12 protein-coding genes and 1 other annotated feature are annotated in these 20,331 nt (G+C 53.0%); of the genes, 5 read left to right on the top strand and 7 right to left on the bottom strand.

The window, feature by feature from the left end; all coding sequences use genetic code 11:
* Position 1: 1 nt before the first annotated feature.
* Positions 2 to 2,461 (bottom strand): bifunctional aspartate kinase/homoserine dehydrogenase I, encoded by a 2,460-nt coding sequence (gene thrA, locus EIZ48_RS06805; protein WP_160649562.1) that lies wholly within the window; start codon positions 2,459 to 2,461, stop codon positions 2 to 4.
* Positions 2,462 to 2,545: 84 nt separating this feature from the next.
* Positions 2,546 to 2,659: a sequence feature (Thr leader region), on the bottom strand.
* 288 nt (positions 2,660 to 2,947) lie between these two features.
* On the opposite strand from thrA, the gene aceK reads away from it, so the two are divergent.
* The gene (gene aceK, locus EIZ48_RS06800) at positions 2,948 to 4,663 is read left to right on the top strand and encodes a bifunctional isocitrate dehydrogenase kinase/phosphatase (protein ID WP_160649560.1); all 1,716 of its coding nucleotides are present in this window, start codon (positions 2,948 to 2,950) and stop codon (positions 4,661 to 4,663) included.
* 190 nt (positions 4,664 to 4,853) lie between these two features.
* Entirely contained in the window at positions 4,854 to 5,315 is a 462-nt protein-coding gene (locus EIZ48_RS06795; protein WP_160649558.1) for a hypothetical protein, read from the top strand.
* 86 nt (positions 5,316 to 5,401) lie between these two features.
* Here the strand turns inward: EIZ48_RS06795 and EIZ48_RS06790 are convergent, their stop codons facing one another.
* Both EIZ48_RS06790 and EIZ48_RS06785 read right to left on the bottom strand, forming a co-directional pair.
* Complete coding sequence (locus EIZ48_RS06790) at positions 5,402 to 5,905, bottom strand: putative 4-hydroxy-4-methyl-2-oxoglutarate aldolase (RefSeq protein ID WP_160649556.1); 504 nt, start codon at positions 5,903 to 5,905, stop codon at positions 5,402 to 5,404.
* 37 nt (positions 5,906 to 5,942) lie between these two features.
* Positions 5,943 to 6,347, bottom strand: coding sequence for a DUF3293 domain-containing protein (locus EIZ48_RS06785; RefSeq protein WP_160649554.1), 405 nt, complete (start codon positions 6,345 to 6,347; stop codon positions 5,943 to 5,945).
* Positions 6,348 to 6,738: 391 nt separating this feature from the next.
* Between EIZ48_RS06785 and arcA the strand changes: the two genes are divergently transcribed.
* Positions 6,739 to 7,458 (top strand): two-component system response regulator ArcA, encoded by a 720-nt coding sequence (arcA, locus tag EIZ48_RS06780; RefSeq protein WP_036816827.1) that lies wholly within the window; start codon positions 6,739 to 6,741, stop codon positions 7,456 to 7,458.
* A 54-nt stretch (positions 7,459 to 7,512) separates the two neighbouring features.
* On the opposite strand, the gene EIZ48_RS06775 is transcribed toward arcA, so the two are convergent.
* The 4 genes from EIZ48_RS06775 to mnmL all read right to left on the bottom strand — a co-directional run bounded on the left by EIZ48_RS06775 (position 7,513) and on the right by mnmL (position 13,572).
* Entirely contained in the window at positions 7,513 to 8,115 is a 603-nt protein-coding gene (locus EIZ48_RS06775; protein ID WP_160649552.1) for a hypothetical protein, read from the bottom strand.
* Complete coding sequence (gene arcB / locus EIZ48_RS06770) at positions 8,112 to 10,478, bottom strand: aerobic respiration two-component sensor histidine kinase ArcB (protein ID WP_160649549.1); 2,367 nt, start codon at positions 10,476 to 10,478, stop codon at positions 8,112 to 8,114. The genes EIZ48_RS06775 and arcB overlap by 4 nt, the downstream gene beginning before the upstream one ends.
* Before the next feature lie 134 nt (positions 10,479 to 10,612).
* Positions 10,613 to 12,493 (bottom strand): diguanylate cyclase domain-containing protein, encoded by a 1,881-nt coding sequence (locus EIZ48_RS06765; RefSeq protein ID WP_160649547.1) that lies wholly within the window; start codon positions 12,491 to 12,493, stop codon positions 10,613 to 10,615.
* Positions 12,494 to 12,639: 146 nt separating this feature from the next.
* Positions 12,640 to 13,572 (bottom strand): tRNA modification radical SAM protein MnmL/YtqA, encoded by a 933-nt coding sequence (gene mnmL, locus EIZ48_RS06760; RefSeq protein WP_160649723.1) that lies wholly within the window; start codon positions 13,570 to 13,572, stop codon positions 12,640 to 12,642.
* A gap of 615 nt (positions 13,573 to 14,187) precedes the next feature.
* On the opposite strand from mnmL, the gene gltB reads away from it, so the two are divergent.
* The gene (gltB, locus tag EIZ48_RS06755) at positions 14,188 to 18,735 is read left to right on the top strand and encodes a glutamate synthase large subunit (RefSeq protein WP_075762583.1); all 4,548 of its coding nucleotides are present in this window, start codon (positions 14,188 to 14,190) and stop codon (positions 18,733 to 18,735) included.
* Positions 18,728 to 20,200, top strand: a complete 1,473-nt coding sequence (locus EIZ48_RS06750; RefSeq protein WP_160649545.1) for a glutamate synthase subunit beta — start codon at positions 18,728 to 18,730, stop codon at positions 20,198 to 20,200. The genes gltB and EIZ48_RS06750 overlap by 8 nt, the downstream gene beginning before the upstream one ends.
* Positions 20,201 to 20,331 lie beyond the last annotated feature (131 nt).

Raw genomic sequence — 20,331 nt, 5'->3', positions numbered from 1 at the left:
GTTAGACTCCTAGCTTCCAGCCTAATGTACGCATCAAATCGGCAAACACACCGGCGGCAGTCACTTCGGTACCGGCACCGTAGCCGCGCAGCACCAAAGGAATTGGTTGATAGTAACGGCTGTAGAATGCCAGGGCATTTTCACCGTCCTTGATTTTAAACATCGGGTCATCCGGATTTACAGCGGCAATTTTCACCGAGCAGCAACCGTTGTCAATCTCACCGACATAGCGCAATACCTTACCTTCTTTGGCAGCATCGGCTGACAGCTGGCCAAAGTAGGCATCAGCCTCTGGCAGACGGGCCATAAAGTCATCAACCGATCCTTCGGCATCGAAGCCCGGCGGCAGCGCCTGCTCGACAACGACATCGTCAAGTTCCAGTGATAACCCGGCCTCACGAGCCAAAATCAACAGTTTACGCGCCACATCCATACCAGACAGGTCATCACGCGGATCCGGCTCGGTAAAGCCGTTATTGCGCGCCACGGTTGTGGCTTCGCTAAAGCTCATGCCCTCGTCCAGCTTACCGAAGATGTAGGACAATGAGCCAGACAGAATTCCCGAGAAACGCTCCAGCTCGTCACCGGCAGCCATCAGATTCTGCAGGTTCTCGATAACCGGCAGACCTGCACCCACCGTAGTGTCATACATGAACTTACGGCGAGTCGAACGCGCCGCCTGCCGTAGCTGATGGTAGTAGGCCATGCTGGCGGTATTGGCTTTCTTGTTCGGGGTGATCACATGGAATCCGGCCGCCAGGTAATCGGCATATTGCTCGGCGATGCCCTGATCAGAGGTACAGTCGATGATCACCGGGTTGATAATATGGTGACGCTGCACCAGCTGGATCATCCGTGCCAGGCTCAGCGGCTCGCTGGCCTGTCCCATCAGATCACGCCAGTTGTCCAGCGGCAGGCCGTTGCTGTCGAGCAGCAGGCCACTGCTGTTTGCCAGCCCGCAGACCCGGATCACAATGCCGTTGTCAGCCAGTTTCTCTTGCTGACGACGTACCTGATCCACCAGCTCGCCGCCGACACCGCCGACACCAATCACGAAAACATCGAGGAAATGCTTACTGTTAAACAGGTTCTCGTGACAGGCCTTGACCGCTTCGGAGACTTTGGCCACCGGGATCACTGCCGAAATAGCGCGCTCCGACGACCCCTGCGCAATCGCGATAATATTGACGTCAACCTCTGCCAGCGAGGTGAAGAAACGCGAGGCCACACCGCGAGAAGTACGCATACCGTCACCGACCAGGGTCACGATAGCCAAGTCATCAAGAAACTCGACCGGCTCCAGCAGGCCTTCCTTGAGCTCCAGCTCAAAGTTGTTCTGCAAGGCCTGCTGCGCAGTCGCCTTGTCTTCGCTTTCTATACAGAAGCTGATGCTGTACTCCGAGGAAGACTGGGTGATCAAGACAATTGACACACTGGCTGCCGACATCGCGCCAAAGACCCGCGCCGCCATGCCGACCATGCCTTTCATCCCCGGACCGGAGACATTGACCATGGTCAGATCTTTCAGCGTCGTAATGCCTTTGATATCGAGCTTGTCTTCACCGGTGTCCAAGCCAATCAGGCTACCGGCACCCTGCGGGTTGAAACTGTTTTTGATCAGGCAGGGAATCTGGAACTGGGCAATCGGTGCAATTGTTTTCGGGTGAAGTACCGAGGCACCAAAGTAAGACAGCTCCATGGCTTCCTGGTAACTAAGGGACTTGAGCAGTCGGGCATCCGGTACCAGGCGCGGATCGCAGCTGTAGACACCATCGACATCGGTCCAGATTTCACAGCACTCGGCACGCAGACAAGCTGCCAGTACGGCCGCGGAGTAATCCGAACCGTTTCGTCCCAGGGTAACCAGCTCACCTTTCTCGTTACCGGCAGTAAAGCCAGGCATGATATGGACATGCCCCTCGGCCAGCGGATCTTGCTTGAAGTTATTGGTCGAGACTTCGATATCGACATGGGCTTCGAGGTAGTCCCCATGCGCCAGCAGGCGTTCGACAGGATTGATCAGGCTGGCAGGCTGGCCCTTGGCCTCAAGCATGGCCTTCATCGCCACGATGGACAGGCGCTCCCCCTTGCTGATCACCTTGGCATAAACATTGTCCGGGCATAGCCCCAACAGCTTCATGCCATGAACATACTGCCTCAGCTGGCCCAGCGAGCTGGTCAGTTTGGCATCGAGCAAGGCTTTGTCGAACTTAGGCTCCAGTTCCAGCAAACCGGCAAACAACTCTTTGAATACCGCTTCCAGATCCGCAATCTGCAACTCGGCTTCGCCGGTGTTAACGGTGCTTTCAATAACCGAGACCAATTTGTTGGTTACTTTCCCCGGTGCCGACAGCACCACCGATACCTCGCCCTGCTGGGCATTGTTGGCAATGATATCTGCTGCCCGTGAAAAACGGTCCGCATCTGCCAATGATGAACCACCAAACTTTAATACTCGCATTCCCTACTCCAACTTCCTGATTCACTGACGACCGAACCGCATAACTCGCGCTGGTGTGAGCAAACAATATTCCAAATTAAAAGGTAAAAAAAAGCCCGCACTTTTTGAGTGCGGGCTTTTTTCTCAAATCTTATGCGTATCAGCCCGCCCCAACACGCATGGTGCCGGTAATAATAATGGTGGTGGTAATGCTGATCGCTGAAAACATAATAGCCTTAGGTTTAGCCAATATTCTGTATTACTTAACGTTTACCTGATTCCACTGGCTGAGTCAACAAGCTTTTTTGCATTTCTCGAATAAGCTGCTAACAAATAGGTGACAAAACACCCACGTTATCAATCGCTAAAAGGAATAAAAAAACAGGGGATAGATTGAAGTTAAGCGTGCAGCGTTGCATAGTAGTGTTTATGATGAATAATAATTAGCCAAATTTGAGACAGAAAATTTATATTCTCTGTCTACTCTTTAGTTCGGAGGGATCCCGAATGGCAGCAGTAATGGAACAGCTAGTAGCCCACACAATTTTGCAAGGCTTTGATGCCATGTATGGCCGATTTCTGGATGTCACCGCCGGTGCCCAGGAACGTTTTGAAAACCAAAACTGGCCTGCCGTCCATCAGGCTCTCAAAAAACGGATCAGTTTTTACGATCATCATGTCGGGCTGGTCACCAGCCAAATCCAGATCATGCTCGGCGAGCGTTATGCCAACCGGACCTTTCTCATGGCAGTGAAGTCGGCCTACGAAGATCTCCTGTTAGACTACCCGCGATATGACATTGCAGAGAGCTTTTTCAATTCCGTCTACTGCCGGATCTTCGAACACCGCAACATCAACCGGGACAAACTGTTCGTCCACAGCTCGCAGGAAGGGCGAATTCCAACCTACCCGACCTCGCTCACTCGCATCTACAATAACGGCAACGGGCTGAAAAGCGTGCTCGAGAGAATGCTGGACGACACCCCGTTTGCCTTAAGCTGGGAAGACAAGAATCGAGATATCGACCTTATTGTCCAGCGTCTGCAAAACGATCTGGGCTCCACGCTAGGCAACGCTCCGGTCATAGAAATGATCCGGGAGCCCTTCTACCGCAACAAGGCAGCCTACCTGATCGGCCGGATTTATCTCAACGATAACCGTACGGTACCGCTGGTATTGCCCGTGCTCAATAACAGCAGCAGGGAGCTGTATATCGATGCCTGCCTGTTCCATGTCGACAACGTCAGCATTATCTTCGGCTTTGCCCGCTCCTACTTCATGGTCTATGCCCCGGCCCCTGCCGCTCTGGTTCGTTTTCTGGCCGAGCTGATCCCCAACAAGACCAAAGCCGAACTCTATACCGCTATCGGCTGTCAAAAGCATGGCAAAACCGAGCTATACCGGGAGTTTCTCCACCACGTAGAACACTCCGACGATCAGTTTATTTCGGCCCCGGGGATCAAGGGGATGGTGATGTCTGTATTCACCCTGCCCTCGTATGACTTTGTGTTCAAGATCATCAAGGACAAATTTGCGCCGCAAAAAGATATCTGCCACGCCACGGTCAGGGAGAAATACAAGCTGGTCAAGGAGCACGACCGGGTAGGCCGGATGGCCGATACCCAGGAATACCGCAACTTTTCCTTCGAACGTCACCGGTTCAGCGATGAGCTGCTGGAGGAGTTGCTCGAGGTGGCTCCGTCGATCATCAAAGTCACGGATGATCAGATCATTATCAAGCACCTGTATACCGAACGGCGCATGATCCCGTTTAATATCTATATCGAGCAGGCCAATGAGCAGGAGCTTCGCCATGCGGTCGACGAGTACGGCAAGGCCATCAAGCAATTGGCCGCGGCCAATATTTTCCCCGGCGATATGCTATTTAAAAACTTTGGCGTCACCCGGCACAAACGGGTGGTGTTCTACGACTACGATGAAATTAGCTATATGACCGAAATGAACTTCCGCAAGATCCCGCCTCCCCGCTACCCGGAGGACGAGATGGCAGCCGAACCCTGGTATAGCGTGGGGGTCAATGATGTCTTCCCGGAAGAGTTTCGGACATTTCTATTGATCAACCCGACCGTCAGGGCCTTGTTCAATGAACTTCACAGCGATCTGTTTGAGGCCAGCTACTGGCAGCAGCTGCAGCAAAATATAACCAACGGCCAGTATGAGGACGTGTACCCCTACAGCAACAAGCAGCGGCTTAGAAAATAGATCCAGGAACGGATCCTAAAAGGGCGGATAACAGAGCGGATAACAAAATTGCTATGCCTAATATCTCATAAGAGCAATTAATGCGTACCAATCTTAAGAATTCTGTCCTAATATTGATAAGGCTGACTATGACCAGCACAGCATAAAAATAGAATCATAAACAATAACAAGACACAGGGATGGTGGCGCAATGAAAAACTTGCTGATCACAGTTGCCCTGCTGGTAGTGGCATTACCAACAACAGCAGCAGAAAAAGGACTCTTTAGCCTGATCGGACAGAATGTCGATTCTTCCGGCTGGTTTATGTCGTCCCAGTCTAAAAGTGCCGAACAGTTCGATGTCTGGCAGATCGACAGCGGCTATGCCTATTCCCTGAGTGATAACACCGAGCTCTATCTCAGTACACGTCTTAAATCAGGCAACCAGGCCCAGGCTGCCACCCGCGGACTACTCTCCGGGGTGAAATACAGTTTTACGCCGAAAATCAGCCTGCAAAGTGCATTAACCTCTGAAACCGTCCAGAAAGACACAGTGATGGGTGTAGAAGTGTCAAGCCAGTATGAGGTTACCGAACGGGTAAACCTTCATGCGACCGTCGACTACGAGGCACTGGAACAAATCTACCAACTGGGCATCGGGTTTCGCTTCTAGCCCCCTCCGCCCATTTAGCTCAACGAATACAAGCACCGGATGCCTATATTCGTTAGCTGTGCGTTCAACGGTTGCCGGCGGTGAATTTACTCCCCCGCATCAAGAAACGAGAGATCCAGCGGCTTCTGGCTCAGCAAAATCCCGTTCAGATCGGCATACAGCATATCCCCCGGATACACCATGGTATGGGCAACGGTCAGGGTGACATTGCGATCGCCGGTTTGCCTTTTCTCCGTTTTGAGCGGACAGGTCGCCAGCGCCTTCACCCCGATATCCATGGTGGCCAGGGTGCCGACGTCTCGCGCCGCCCCATTCACCACGATGCCTTCCCAGTGATTCTTCTGGGCTAACAGGGCCAGCTGATCGCCCAGCAGGGCCAGCCGGCAGGAGCCGTGACCATCGATAAACAAAACTTTGCCGGTGCCGTCTTCTGAGACAATATCTCGTACCAGGCTGTTATCCTCGAAGCAGCGCAGGGTCACCACTTCGCCATAAAAGACCTTTCTGCCGCCGTAGTCCTGCATTGTCAGAGGTAGCCAACGAACATCCTGTCCAAAGCGATCACACAAATCGGGTAGTAAATCTAGCATCACACTCTCCTTTGTCTTCAAAGCAAGTACCGCACCTCTACTCAGTGTAGAAAAAGTCTTTGATTTCACCCAGTTTTGTTATTGCTACATCTGTCATCAAGGCCGGCACCAGACGCAGCTCCCCCTGCTCAACCCAGTAAAATGCGTTCTGCTGCCAGCGACAGGCCAACTGCCGAGCCTCTGCCATCGTGATGTCGGCGGCAAAGCCAATCTCCTGCCAGCTACCGTCCGGCGCACTGGTTGTCACCCTTTGTACCCCATTTGTCATACTTAGGAGCTCAATTTTCAGTAATTCGTTCCGTTTTAGGTTGTCAGGGTTATTAAGAACAATGCTTCTGGGATTAAATGCTGTTAGAATTGCAAAGCGAGGGTAAACAGGGTGTTGCTCGGCTTTGAACAAAATAGCCTGGTAGCTACACCATAACGAGATGTTTTCACACATTTTCAGTTTTACCTTCAGTGCGACGTAGTATTTTGTAGCTAATGTTAAACAAACTGAAGACTCGTAATAGCATTCATTCTGTTTGATATAAATCAAGAAAGCGCCAAAAAGCAGTCACGAAACAAAGCCGCAATATTGTTAGCGAGCTGTTAAGTGCATACAATCGTCGCCATCCCACGGAGATTGTAGCCAATGCCCCTAATTTTCGGGCTTTTTCAGTACAGATTGTAAGATAACATCTCGCTGAATAAAGGATGGCGTACCAAACAGGCAGTTTTCAGCTTAGAAAATGTATTTTGTCCAATACTTTGCCTGTATGTGAATTTTTTTTATAGAATTTAACTATTCTGTTTTTGACCAGATTCCGTTTTTAGAAATTTAGGTACTGCCAATGCAAACCCCTCACATTCTAATTGTAGAAGACGAGCACGTAACACGTAATACCCTGAAAAGCATCTTTGAGGCAGAGGGTTATACTGTATTTGAAGCCAACGACGGTGCAGAAATGCATCAGATGCTGTCTGAACACCCAGTTCACCTAGTTATCATGGATATCAACCTGCCGGGTAAAAACGGCCTGCTGCTAGCACGCGAACTGCGCGAGCAAGGCGATATGGCACTGATGTTCCTGACTGGCCGTGATAACGAAGTTGACAAGATCCTGGGTCTTGAAATTGGTGCTGATGATTACATCACCAAGCCATTCAACCCGCGTGAACTGACTATCCGTGCTCGCAACCTGCTAACCCGTGCGATGAACCAAGGTTTACCAACCGAAGACAAGCGCCTGGTTGAGCGCTACGAGTTCAACGGCTGGTCTCTTGAGATCAACAGCCGTTCATTGGTGAGCCCTAGCGGCGACCAGTTCAAACTACCACGCTCTGAGTTCCGTGCCCTGCTTCACTTCTGTGAAAACCCAGGCAAGATCCAGACCCGTGCCGAGCTACTGAAGAAAATGACGGGCCGTGAGCTGAAGCCACACGACCGTACTGTTGACGTTACGATCCGTCGTATTCGTAAGCACTTCGAATCTGTTGCCGATACGCCAGAGATCATTGCTACGATCCACGGTGAAGGCTACCGCTTCTGCGGCGATCTGGACGAAGAGTAATTCGTTAACTCGCCCCGTAAAAAAAGGCTCCGAATGGAGCCTTTTTTGCTGAAACTAGAATACCTCTCCCAGCGCCACATCGTGCTGGACAATAATGTGCTCAGCGCCTCCGAGCAAAAAGATCACCGCAATATCGACCCGGCTGCCCGGCGCCCACTCCGGCCCTTCACGCAGTACCACTTCCAGTGTCAGTTCGCCCTCTGCACGTATCTCAAGATTATCTTTCACCAGCCACTGCTTGCCCTCACTCTCAAGTAGCACCTGGAAGATATCGATTCCCTTGGGCAAGGTTTTCATATCACTTGTCTGCAGCTTCACAGACGCATGCAACCGGTTGGACGGCTTGGTACCGTCATCACCGATAAGCGGCATGCTGTTTAACCACAAGTCACTGCTAAGACTCACCGTGGTATCGTCGAAGGTCAGCTCAGTAGGCGACTGCCAGACATCGGTCGCCAGCGGGACCTTGCCCGGTTCGGAATCTGGCACTGCTTCTTGCTCAGTCTCAGTAGTCTCGGCCTCGGGAGCATCCCCTTCAGTGACCGGAGCCTGCACCTCGGTATCAGGCTGCGTAGCCTCATCGGTTTTCTCGGGCTCTGAACAGGCAGCCAGCAGCAGACTGCCTGCGACCAACAGAACGTATTTCAGCTTCATCATGATTTCTCCTGACTTGCCAGCCAACCTTTAAGCACATTCAGATCGTTCTGGTAACCGTCCTTGATTTCATCGACCCAGTCATTAATGTTCTCCCACCAGGCCGGCAACTCTGGCGACTGTGCTTTCTGGGCAACCTGCTGGATATGTTTCAACCCAATCGATCCCGCCGCCCCTTTGATCTTATGAGCCTCAAACTTGATGCCGTCTTTGTCCTTGGCGGTCATGTTGGAGTCGAGGATCTCAATATACTCCGGCATTTTCTCCTCAAACATCGCAATGCTGTCGTAGACGGGTTTGGTACCAACAATCTCAACATAGGAACTCAGCATCTCAAGATCCAGCAGCTGATTGACCATATCCTCGCTCAAGCCCGTATTTTCCGGCTCCGGTTGCAGGTCTTCCATTTCCTCATCCTCATCGATTGGGCAGGTCAGCACCAGGCGCTGGATCACCTCCGTAATCGCTTTCACGCTTAACGGTTTGCTCAGCGCATCGTCCATCCCCTTTTCCAAGTACTCCGCTTTATCCTTGATGACATTGGCCGTTAACGCAACCAGGGCAGGCAGATAGTCATATTTCTCCCGCAATATTCGGGCAATATCAAACCCGGACATATCCGGCAGCTGAATATCGAGTAATACCAAATCATAGGCTTCGGGATCAAACTTCTCCAGCGCCTCATCGCCACGCATCGCGATAGTTACCTCATGGCCGAGGCTTTCCAGCAGCGCCTTGGCCACCGTAATATTCAGTTCAATATCTTCCACCATAAAGATATTCAGGCTGACCTGAGGAGTGGCTGGCATCACCTCTTCCTCTTCCACTTTCTCGACCAGCGGTACGCGGATGGTCACGGTGAAGGTACTGCCCTCGCCTACCTCGGAGGACACCGTAATATCCCCGCCCATCATCTGGACCAGCTGGCGCGACACGGCCAGACCGATACCGGTTCCCACCGCATGAAGGTTGTCACTGCCTTCCTTGACCTGGTAATACATCGCAAAGATCTTATCAAGCTCAGATGACGGAATACCGATCCCGCTATCTTCCACCTCAAAGGTGATCTCGGCCTGCTGATCAACTATCTCACTGCTGACCGACAGGACCACACCGCCGTCCTTGGTAAACTTGGTCGCGTTGCTCACCAGGTTCCACAGCACCTGACGCAGGCGGGTACTGTCAACCTCGATACAGCGCGGTAAATCCGTCAGCCGCTCAAGATCAAAACGCAATCCTTTCTGTTCGGCCATCAAACCGGAAATATTTTCCATCTCCACGACAAACTCTTCGAAGTCGAGAGGTTTTGGCAGCAGCTCCAGACGGCGGCGATCGGATTTATCCATATCGATAATGTCATTAAAGATATTGCCCAGGGTAATGGCACTGACATGGATAGTGCGCATGTAGCCGCGCTGCTCTTTGTTGAGACGCGTTTCCAGCAACATACGGCTTAGCCCGACAATACCGTTGAGCGGGGTACGCAGCTCATGGCTGATTGTCGAGATAAAGGCCGTCTTGTCCCGGCTGGCCTTCTCCTGGGCATCCTGGTACTGCTTGCGCTCGGTGATATCACGGCCAAAGCCCATCAGTCCCAGGCGACGGCCGTCACGGCTGTAGAAAGGCACTTTCCGCAACTCGAAAATAGCCTTGCGGCCATCCGGGTATTCCAGCCATTGTTCATAGGTCAGCGAGACACTCTGGTTAAAGACCTGCTGATCGGTCTCGACGATCTTGCTGGCCACCTCCTCGCTGTAGACATCCCACGGAGTCAGCCCTACCAGCTGCTTCTCGGTTCTGTCCGTCAGCTCTTCCATGGCCCGGTTACAGCCGGAAAACTGGCCTTTTTCATTGCGGTAGTAAATCAGATCCGGCGACGCATCGAGGAAGGACTTCAGCAGCGCACTCTGCTCAGCCAGCTCAAGCTGGGCATTCTCCCGCTGGTAGACTTCATTTTCCAGATCCTGCATTGCCACCTGGCGGGCTTCCTCGGCTTTTTCCCGCTCTTCAATCTCGAGATTCAGCTGGGAGATGTTGTCCTGCAGCTGCTTGTTGAGCTGCATATCCCGCGAACGCATTTCCTCCAGCTTGGTCACCAGCTTGGACAAGCGCTGGCGCGAGTCTTCCAGCTGATCAACGACGACCGATAAGAAATACACCGCCCACGGCGTGATAAGCAGGCCAAAAAAGACCGAGCGCACAATATCAATATCGTGTACCTCGCCCTGCAACACCAGGGTGACACCTACCTGTACGACAACGGCCAGGGCCACCAGGGCCAGCGCCAGCAACAAACTGAACCGTACGATGCCGAGCTTAACCAGCAAGTCGACATAGAACTGGGCCAGTACTTTGATTTGTTTCATTATTCATTCCTACCAATGAAAGGCTTCAACCATGATAATCGTCCCGGCGGCAGAACCAAAGGATTCGCCCCACAGATATACCATTTATAGAAAAGCCTGCAGGAGCAGGCTTGGTTGTCTGTTGATCTATCGTATTAACAATCGCTGTCAGACATCGACATAGTACAGTTGCGTCCGGCCGCCTTGGCCTTATACAAGGCAACATCCGCCATTTCGACCAAGTCACCGTAATCCTGGGTGGGAAGCGGCACAATAGTGGCTACGCCCAGACTGACGGTCAGCTTGGTATCGACATCGGAATAATGGTGAGTGATCTCCTTTTCCGCCATATGCCGATGGACTTTCTCGGCAACCACCTCACCACCTCTGATATCGGTATTGGGCAGCAGGAAAGCAAACTCTTCGCCGCCATAACGTGCAACCTCGTCCGTCTCGCGCCTGACGACCGAGCGGAAGACTTTCGCCACTTCACGCAAGGCAAAATCGCCTTGCTGGTGACCATAGTTATCGTTGAACGCCTTAAAGTTATCGATATCGCAAAGGATCAGGGTCAGCGGCTTCTGTTCCCGTATATGGCTATGCCAGAGCTTGCGCAGCTGCTCGTCAAAGCTACGCCGGTTGGCAACCTTGGTCAGGCTATCGACAAAGCTCATCTCCTGCAGTTCCATAATCGCATCGGCCAACTGCTGCTCAGCCATCTTGCGCTCCGTCACGTCACGGGCCATCACCAGTACCCCGGCGGTTCCGTCCGTCGGATCGCGATAAGGCGACTTCACCACTTCATACCAGATAGGGGTGCCGTCCTCCAGAATCACATAGTCATCCATTTTCATCGCTAAGCCATCCCGGAGCACCTGCTGATCGGTTTCCTGAAACAGTTCCCACTTATCCGGCTCAAGCACCTCAGAAGCAGCCTTGCCCAGCAGCTCCTCCTGTCTGAAGCCCAGCGAGCGGGCAAACGGTTCATTGCACCCCACATAAATGCCATGCTCATTATAGAGACCAATCGGATCCGTACTGGCATTCATGATGCTGTCCAGCAACGTATTGCGCTGGGCCAGCGCCTGCTCGGTGATTTCGCGCTTCTCGATCTCCTGCTTCAGGCTTTCCTGCATCTCATGCCAGTCTGTCACATCATGGCTGATGCTCAGGGTGCCGATCGCCTCGCCGTTATCGCCGATCAGCAAGGTTTTATTGGTCTCCAGCAACCGGCTGGAGCCATCCGGAGCCGTGGTCCAGGTATGGCTTGAGGTATTGGTGATTTTCACGTTGTCCTCGTCATCCATGACCCCTTCGCTGACTCGCCCGCGCCAGAAACGATCAAAGGCCCGGTTGGTGCCAATGATATGACCGCTCTTGTCCTGGAAATACACCAGCTCGGCCAGCGAGTTCAAGACCTGCTGGAAGACCCGCTGCTCTTGCTCCAGTTTGGTTGCCGGGGTTGGTTTCTGTGGTTTGACGATAAACAGCAGCCAGGCAGACTGCCATTGATACCTCACTGACTGACCAGATACCGTCAGCTTCAGCGTCCGCCCGCGGGCAAGCTGTAACTCTTCGCTCACATTGCGAAAACCGCGACGAAAAGGGAACGGACGCAAAAAGTCGAACATCATCTGAGCGCTGATTTCATCAGGGTATAAATAGCGGCCACCCAGCTTGCGGATCCCAAGTAATTCACGACAGCTCTTATTACCATACAACAAGGCACCGTCTTTGCGCCGGATGATGGCAACAGCTATCGGCATATAGGTCAGGGAGGCGTGCAGCTTACGAAAGGAAGAAGAGTCGAGATGGTGCAAAAGCAATACGATCAACCCTCCCCCGACAATAATGACCATCAGCACCAGGGTAAAAACGAGAATAGAACTATTGAGGCTGTCGACCGTTTCCAGTGCCAACCCCGGAAACGGGGCAAAGAGGCTGGCAATGGCAAAGCAAAGGCGTGTCGGTGCCAGAGGGGTTATCCGGCATAGTTTCCGGAGGAAACTCCCTGTTTTTTTCCGGTTGTACGTCATCGAGGTCCCTTGAATACCCGTTGTCCTTAACTGGCGTTCAGGGCAACGGGCTGAATCTAGAGCAATGGCTGGCAGCATGCTATTAATTGAATATTTACTTATTAGACACCTGCTAATCTACCATATTTCTACTTTCTACCAAGATCCTACTTAACAGGCTGATAAATAAATGGCTGCTCCAGGGCACTTCCCTGAGCGCCGTCCTGATCAAGGCGGCGGCCAATTTCCGTCATCGCCAGCCAGCGATTCTCGCACCAGGTAGGGGCCAGCAAGGTAGGACGCCGGGCACTGGCAGAGACCCTATGGTACACCACCTCCGGCGGCGTCAGGCGGATCATCTCCGCGGCAATATCGCTGTAGCACTCCAGGCTGATCTCATCCAGCCTGCCGGCCTTCCAGGCCTGCCCCATCTTGCTTCCCTCGACAATGTGCAGCGGATGCAGTTTGATACCGTCAGTGCCCGCCGCGACAGTACGGACAATCGTATCCAGGTTATCCGCCTTGCTGTCACCCGGCAGCCCGACAATCAGGTGGGTACACACCTTAATTCCGAGTGCCCTGGCCCGCTTGGCAATATTCTCGTAACAGGCAAAGTCGTGGCCGCGGTTTATCCGCTTCAGGGTCTTGTCATTGGCGGTCTGCAACCCCAGCTCAAGCCAGATTTCATAACCCTGCTGGTGATAGCCGGCCAGTAGCTCAAGCACCGCATCCGGCACGCAGTCAGGCCGGGTACCGACACACAGCCCGACAATATCAGCCGCTTTCAGCGCTTCCTCGTACATTGCCTTGAGAGTCTGCACCTCGGCATAGGTACTGGTGTAGGCCTGAAAGTAAGCCAGATAACGCTTGGCTCGGTTAACCTCCCCGGCACGCTGGGCAAGCTGTTGCTGGATAGGCAGGTATTGCGCCTGCTCATCGGCAAACGAGGCAACATTGCAGAAGGTGCAACCACCACGGCCAATCGTGCCATCACGGTTTGGGCAGCTGAAACCGCCATGCAGGGTGAGTTTGTGTACCTTCTCTCCGTAGCGGCGTTGTAAATCCTGTCCAAACGTATTGACTAGCTCGTGCAACTGCATCATGTCACCTAAGGGGTAAAAGAAAAAAGCAGCGCAGACTAACACCAATTGGTCTGCCAAAGTTTGTGCCAAAGCAATAAACTTCGCTTAATCCCGCTTGCTGTAGCACTCCTACAGTGTGTTGACATAAAACTACAAAACTAAATCCGTTCAACAGCCATTACCCGCAATTATCTAGGGGTTAATTCACAGGGGAAAATTCCGCTTATTCATAGTGAGAACCATTATCGAATAAAAAATCAATAAATGGCTCTATAAATTCATATGACTAGCGATTTTATGCTAAGCGACCGCCATTTTTTGTTGGTAATTAACTAATCAAAATTGTAGGATAGTTACAGCTGTGTGCAATTTATGAACAATAATTGTGACGTTTTCACCCCTAAAAATAGTGATTTATGTCACCACCTCTAAGTAGTCGTAGAACTTTTGCAAACCAGAGCAAGGGTGCTACAGAATTTAGTTTGCTAATGATTCGAAACATCATCCCACAGCAAACATGCGTTTCACCGGCTGGACAGGAGTCCATTTTATACCGGTCGCGATGCCAAAAAACAAATTAGGGATAACTCAGTCATCTGGATTGATGTCTGTTGAAACTGGAAGGAAGTATCTATGACAGATCAAGAGCTTAATGCTCAGGGACTTTACGTGCCTGAATTGGAGCACGATGCCTGCGGTATCGGCTTTGTGGCCCACCTGAAGAACCGCAAATCCCATGAAATTGTAACCCAAGCCCTTGATATGCTTGCTCGGATGGAACACCGTGGCGGTCAGGGTTGCGATCCATGCAGCGGTGACGGTGCCGGTATTCTGCTACAGAAGCCCCACGAATTTTTACTGGAAGAAACCGTCAAACAGGGCATTAAACTCCCATCGTTTGATCAGTACGGTGTCGGTGTGGTGCTCTTTCCAAAAGATGAGTACAAACGCCAGCAATGCCGCGATATTCTAGAGCGCAACGCCAAACGCCTGGACCTTGAAGTCATCGGCTACCGTGTACTGCCCGTTGACAACTCGATGATCGGGGACGACCCGCTCAGCACCGAACCACAGTTTGAGCACGTCTTTATTACCGGCGGTGCAAACCTGGATCCAGCCGTTCTCGAACGCAAGCTGTATGTACTGCGTAACTACACGGTACGCGTCTGCCTGGAAAGCATCTCCAATATCGGTGATGATTTCTACATCAACTCGCTGTCTTACAAGACACTGGTATACAAAGGCCAGCTAACCACAGAGCAGGTTCCCCAGTACTTCCTGGATCTGCAAAACCCGACCATGGTGACGGCACTGGCGCTGGTACACTCGCGCTTTTCGACCAATACCTTCCCGAAATGGCGTCTGGCCCAGCCTTTCCGTTACATTGCCCATAACGGTGAAATCAACACCGTGCGCGGCAACCTGAACTGGATGAAGGCGCGCGAGGCGATCCTAGAATCAGATCTGTTCAGCCAGCAGGAAATCGACATGCTGCTGCCGATCTGTCAGGAAGGCAGCTCGGATTCATCAAACTTTGACATGGCGCTGGAGCTACTGGTGCTCTCCGGCCGTAGCCTGCCGCATGCCCTGATGATGCTGATCCCGGAAGCATGGCAAGAAAACAAAAACATGGATCCGAAGCGTCGTGCATTCTACCAGTACCATGCCAACGTCATGGAACCGTGGGATGGCCCGGCATCGGTGTGTTTCACCGACGGTGTCCAGGTAGGTGCAACCCTTGACCGTAACGGTCTGCGCCCTTCTCGCTATACCGTGACCAAGGACGATTTCCTGGTCATGGCATCAGAATCCGGCGTGGTTGAGATCGAGCCGGAAAACGTCCAGTTCCGTGGCCGTCTGCAGCCGGGGCGTATCTTTGTCGCCGATCTGGAACAAGGCCGCATCATCTCTGACGAGGAAGTCAAAGACAGCATTGCCTCGGCGCAGCCATACGAGCAGTGGGTTAAAGACAACCTGCTAACGCTCAAGGCCCTGCCTGAAGCGGATAACATGCACCACCAGCCAACACCTGAACGCCTGCTTCACCATCAGCAAGCCTTCGGTATGAGCTCGGAAGAAGTCAACGATATTATCGTTCCGCTGGCAAAAACCGGTTACGAGCCACTCAGCGCCATGGGTGCCGACTGGCCGCTGGCCGTGCTTTCGCACCAGTCCCAGCACCTGTCGAACTACTTCAAGCAGCTGTTTGCCCAGGTGACCAACCCGCCGATCGACCCGATCCGCGAGCGCATGGTCATGTCACTGAACACCTACCTGGGTAAAGATCAGAACCTGCTGAGTGAAACCCCTGAGCACTGCCAGAAGGTTGAACTGGAATCACCGGTTCTGTCCAATGCCGAACTGGAAAAACTGCGTGCTATCGATAACGAGCACCTGCAGGCCAAGACACTGGATATCGTATTCCGTGCCAACGGCGAACAGGGCAAGCTTGAGCGCGCACTGAAGCGTATCTGCCAGTACTCGGAAGATGCGGTTGTCGACGGCTACTCGATCATTATCCTGACTGACCGTGCCGTTAACTCAAACCATGCCGCTATTCCGGCAATGCTGGCAGTCGGCGCAGTTCACCACCACCTGATCCGCAAGGGCCTGCGTGCCAAGTGTGACATCATCGTCGAAACCGGTGATGCCCGCGAGACGCACCACTTTGCGACTTTGGTCGGCTACGGTGCCAACGCCGTTAACCCGTATCTGGTTACCGAGACACTGGTTGACCTGCAGAACAAGCGTAAGCTTGATCCTGAAGTATCGACCGAAGAGCTGTTCAATAACTACCGCAAGGGCGTTAACGGCGGCCTGCTCAAGATCTTCTCGAAAATGGGGATCTCGACCCTGCAGTCCTACCACGGAGCCCAGATCTTCGAGGCACTCGGGATCAGCAAAGCCGTGGTTGATAAATACTTCACCGGTACCGTTTCCCGGATCCAGGGCCTGACAATCGATGATATCGCCCAGGAAGTCCTGATCCGCCACCGTGTCGGCTATCCGACCCGCGAGATCCCAATCCAGATGCTCGATGTCGGCGGTGTCTACCAGTGGAAGCAGCGCGGCGAGAAGCACCTGTTTAACCCGGAAACGATTTCCCTGCTGCAGCAATCAACCCGCAACAAGGATTTTGCCCAGTTCAAGCAATACGCCCATGAAGTTGACGCGCAAGGCGACAATGCCGCCACCCTGCGTAGCCAGCTGGAATTCATCAAAAATCCGGCCGGCTCGATTCCGCTAGCCGAGGTAGAGCCTGCTGAGAATATCCTCAAGCGCTTTGCTACCGGGGCAATGAGCTTCGGTTCCATCTCCTACGAGGCGCACTCGACCCTGGCCGTGGCGATGAACCGCATCGGCGCGAAATCGAACTCGGGCGAGGGCGGTGAAGATCCGACGCGCTTCGAGAAAAAAGACAACGGAGACTGGGAACGCTCTGCCATCAAGCAGGTCGCATCAGGCCGCTTCGGTGTGACTTCCTACTACCTGACCAACTCTGACGAAATTCAGATCAAGATGGCACAGGGTGCCAAGCCGGGTGAAGGCGGTCAGCTACCGGGCGACAAGGTCGATGACTGGATCGGCGCAACCCGTCACTCCACACCGGGTGTCGGCCTGATTTCGCCACCGCCGCATCACGATATTTACTCTATCGAAGATTTGGCCCAGCTGATCTACGATCTGAAGAACGCCAACCGTGCCGGTCGCGTCAACGTGAAACTGGTATCGGAAGCCGGTGTCGGCACCATTGCCTCCGGTGTTGCCAAGGCAAAAGCGGATGTTGTGCTGATTGCCGGTTTCGATGGCGGTACAGGTGCATCACCGATGTCATCAATCCGCCACACCGGTCTGCCTTGGGAGCTTGGCCTGGCCGAGACTCACCAGACCCTGCTGAAAAACGGTCTGCGTAACCGTATCGTCGTTCAGTCTGACGGCCAGATGAAAACACCGCGTGACCTGGCTGTCGCCACCCTGCTGGGTGCCGAAGAATGGGGTGTGGCAACCGCTGCGCTTGTTGTCGAAGGCTGTATCATGATGCGTAAGTGTCACAAGAACACCTGTCCTGTCGGCATCGCAACCCAGAACAAAACACTACGTGAGCGCTTCGACGGCCGCGTAGAAGACGTCGTGACGTTCTTCCAGTACATGGCGGAAGGCCTGCGTGAAATTATGGCCGAGCTTGGTTTCCGGACTATTGATGAGATGGTCGGCCAGTCACAGAAACTGAAGATCCGTGAAGATATCGGTCACTGGAAATACCAGAACCTCGATCTGAGCCCGGTATTGTTCACCGAGCAAGCTCGTGATGAAGACGGTATCTACAACCAGCGCGAGCAGGACCATAACCTGGAAAATGTGCTTGACCGCAAACTGATTGAAGCGGCAGCCCCTGCCCTTTATGAAGGCAAGCAGGTCGATGCCGAGTTTGACATCATCAATACTGACCGTAGTGCCGGTACCATGCTGTCGAACGAGATCTCCAAGATCTACAAAGACCAGGGTCTGCCTCAGCCACTGAACGTGAAATTCAAAGGCTCAGCGGGTCAGAGCCTAGGTGCCTTCCTTGCCAAGGGCGTGAAGTTCGAAGTCGAAGGCGATGCCAATGACTACTGGGGTAAGGGCCTGTCCGGCGGCACACTGGTGCTGTACCCGGATGCCAACTCTGACATTGTCCCTGAAGACAACATCGTCGTCGGTAACGTCTGTTTCTACGGTGCGACCTCGGGTGAATCATACATCCGCGGTTTGGCAGGCGAGCGTTTCTGTGTCCGTAACTCGGGTGCCAAAGTGGTCGTTGAAGGTGTCGGTGACCACGGTTGTGAATACATGACAGGTGGTGTGGCCGTTATCCTCGGCCAGACAGGACGCAACTTCGCAGCCGGTATGAGCGGCGGTGTCGCCTATGTCTGGGATCAGTTCGATGATTTCGAAACCAAGCTAAACCCAGAGCTTGTCGACCTGGATCCGCTGGAGCAGGAAGACAAAGAATTACTTCATGACATGCTAACCAAACACGTTGAGCTGACGGGCAGTACGGTGGCGCAGACTTTCCTTTCCAACTTCGAGGGCAACCTGCAGAAGATGGTGAAAGTGATGCCGAGGGATTACAAAGCTGTATTGCAAAAGCGCAAAGCGGAAGCAGAAAACAAGGAAGAGTTGGAGGCCGTAAATGGGTAAGCCTACTGGATTTTTAGAATTTGGCCGTGAACTGCCGAAAAAGCTGGATCCAAGCGTTCGTATCCAGGACAACAAAGAGTTCGTTCTTAACGAAGAGTTTGGTGACAAGATCAATACACAGGCGTCACGCTGCATGGACTGCGGTGTGCCTTTCTGTCACAACTCATGCCCGATCGGCAACATCATTCCCGAGTTCAATGATGCGGTTTATCGTGACAGCTGGGAAGAAGCGTGGAACATCCTAAGTTCCACCAACAACTTCCCGGAGTTTACCGGTCGTGTTTGCCCGGCCCCTTGTGAAAGCGGCTGTGTGCTGGGTATCAATCAGGATCCCATCACGATTTGTAATATCGAGAAAACCATTGTCGAAACCGCCTATCGCGAAGGCTACGCCAAACCGAAAACACCGCGTTCCCGGACCGGCAAAACCGTTGCTATTATCGGCTCGGGCCCTGCCGGGCTTGCCGCAGCCGAGCAGCTAAACAGTGCCGGCCACTGCGTGACCGTGTTCGAGCGTGACGAAAAAGTCGGTGGCCTGCTGCGCTTTGGGATCCCGGACTTCAAACTCGGCATGGATATCATTGATCGCAAGATCAACCTGATGGCCGAGGCCGGTGTTAAGTTTGAGGTCAATGCCCATGTCGGTGTGAACATCAATGCCCAGCAGCTGCGTCAGGACTTTGATGTCGTGCTGTTGACTGGTGGCTCGACCGTGCCTCGTGATTTGCCTATCCCGGGACGCGATCTGAAAGGCGTACATTTTGCCATGGCGTTTTTGGGGCAAAATAACCGCCGTGCCAACGATATGGACCTCAAGACCGAGGAAATCCATGCCAAAGGCAAACACGTCGTCGTTATCGGTGGTGGTGATACCGGCTCTGACTGTGTCGGTACCTCGAACCGTCACGGTGCCGCCAGCATCACCCAGGTAGAAATCATGCCGATCCCACCGGAGAAACGCCCGGTCAACCAGCCATGGCCTTCTTATCCGATGATCATGAAGACCTCGACCTCTCACGAGGAAGGGTGTGATCGTCACTGGAATATTCTGACCAAAGAGTTCATCGGTGACGAAGCCGGCAACGTCAAAGCACTGCGTATTGCCGATATCGAGTGGCAAGAAGCCAAGCCTGGCGAACGCCCGGGGTTTGAGGAAGTGGCCGGTTCAGAGCGTATTATCCCATGTGATCAGGCCTTCCTGGCGATGGGCTTCCTGCACCCGGAACCAACTGGTGTGCTGGCTCAGCTGGATATCAAACTCGATGATCGCGGCAACGTGGCGACCGAGGGCTTTGCCACCAACCAGAAAGGCGTGTTTGCCGCAGGTGACATGCGTACCGGGCAGTCGCTGGTCGTTCGCTGCATCAATGAAGGCCGCGAATGTGCACGTGAAATCGACAACTACCTAATGGGTAATTCTAACCTGGAAGCAAAAGCCAATTCACTGATGCTATCCGGCACCTGATTTCAGCCCGATTTATGCTAACAAACAAGCCAGCTCCCAGAGCTGGCTTTTTTTATAATTATTCTTTCGACTTAGCCACATATTGCCACCTTCTTCCTCTCTGAGGGATCACGATATTCTGTGATAACCGC

The organism is Photobacterium alginatilyticum (genome assembly GCF_009910675.1).
GTDB classification, from domain to species: Bacteria; Pseudomonadota; Gammaproteobacteria; order Enterobacterales; family Vibrionaceae; genus Photobacterium; species Photobacterium alginatilyticum.
The sequence above is the reverse complement of the archived record's forward strand: the minus strand, read 5'-3'. Positions and strand labels throughout refer to the sequence as shown.

What these genes read in the sequence shown, in the direction of transcription:
- EIZ48_RS06785 (WP_160649554.1), bottom strand. Translation starts at nt 6,347, where the DNA reads ATGTGTGAAAACATCTCGTTATGGTGTAGCTACCAGGCTATTTTGTTC.
- EIZ48_RS06795 (WP_160649558.1), top strand. Translation starts at nt 4,854, where the DNA reads ATGAAAAACTTGCTGATCACAGTTGCCCTGCTGGTAGTGGCATTACCA.
- arcA (WP_036816827.1), top strand. Translation starts at nt 6,739, where the DNA reads ATGCAAACCCCTCACATTCTAATTGTAGAAGACGAGCACGTAACACGT.
- EIZ48_RS06775 (WP_160649552.1), bottom strand. Translation starts at nt 8,115, where the DNA reads ATGATGAAGCTGAAATACGTTCTGTTGGTCGCAGGCAGTCTGCTGCTG.
- EIZ48_RS06765 (WP_160649547.1), bottom strand. Translation starts at nt 12,493, where the DNA reads ATGACGTACAACCGGAAAAAAACAGGGAGTTTCCTCCGGAAACTATGC.
- mnmL (WP_160649723.1), bottom strand. Translation starts at nt 13,572, where the DNA reads ATGCAGTTGCACGAGCTAGTCAATACGTTTGGACAGGATTTACAACGC.
- aceK (WP_160649560.1), top strand. Translation starts at nt 2,948, where the DNA reads ATGGCAGCAGTAATGGAACAGCTAGTAGCCCACACAATTTTGCAAGGC.
- EIZ48_RS06750 (WP_160649545.1), top strand. Translation starts at nt 18,728, where the DNA reads ATGGGTAAGCCTACTGGATTTTTAGAATTTGGCCGTGAACTGCCGAAA.
- arcB (WP_160649549.1), bottom strand. Translation starts at nt 10,478, where the DNA reads ATGAAACAAATCAAAGTACTGGCCCAGTTCTATGTCGACTTGCTGGTT.
- gltB (WP_075762583.1), top strand. Translation starts at nt 14,188, where the DNA reads ATGACAGATCAAGAGCTTAATGCTCAGGGACTTTACGTGCCTGAATTG.
- EIZ48_RS06790 (WP_160649556.1), bottom strand. Translation starts at nt 5,905, where the DNA reads ATGCTAGATTTACTACCCGATTTGTGTGATCGCTTTGGACAGGATGTT.
- thrA (WP_160649562.1), bottom strand. Translation starts at nt 2,461, where the DNA reads ATGCGAGTATTAAAGTTTGGTGGTTCATCATTGGCAGATGCGGACCGT.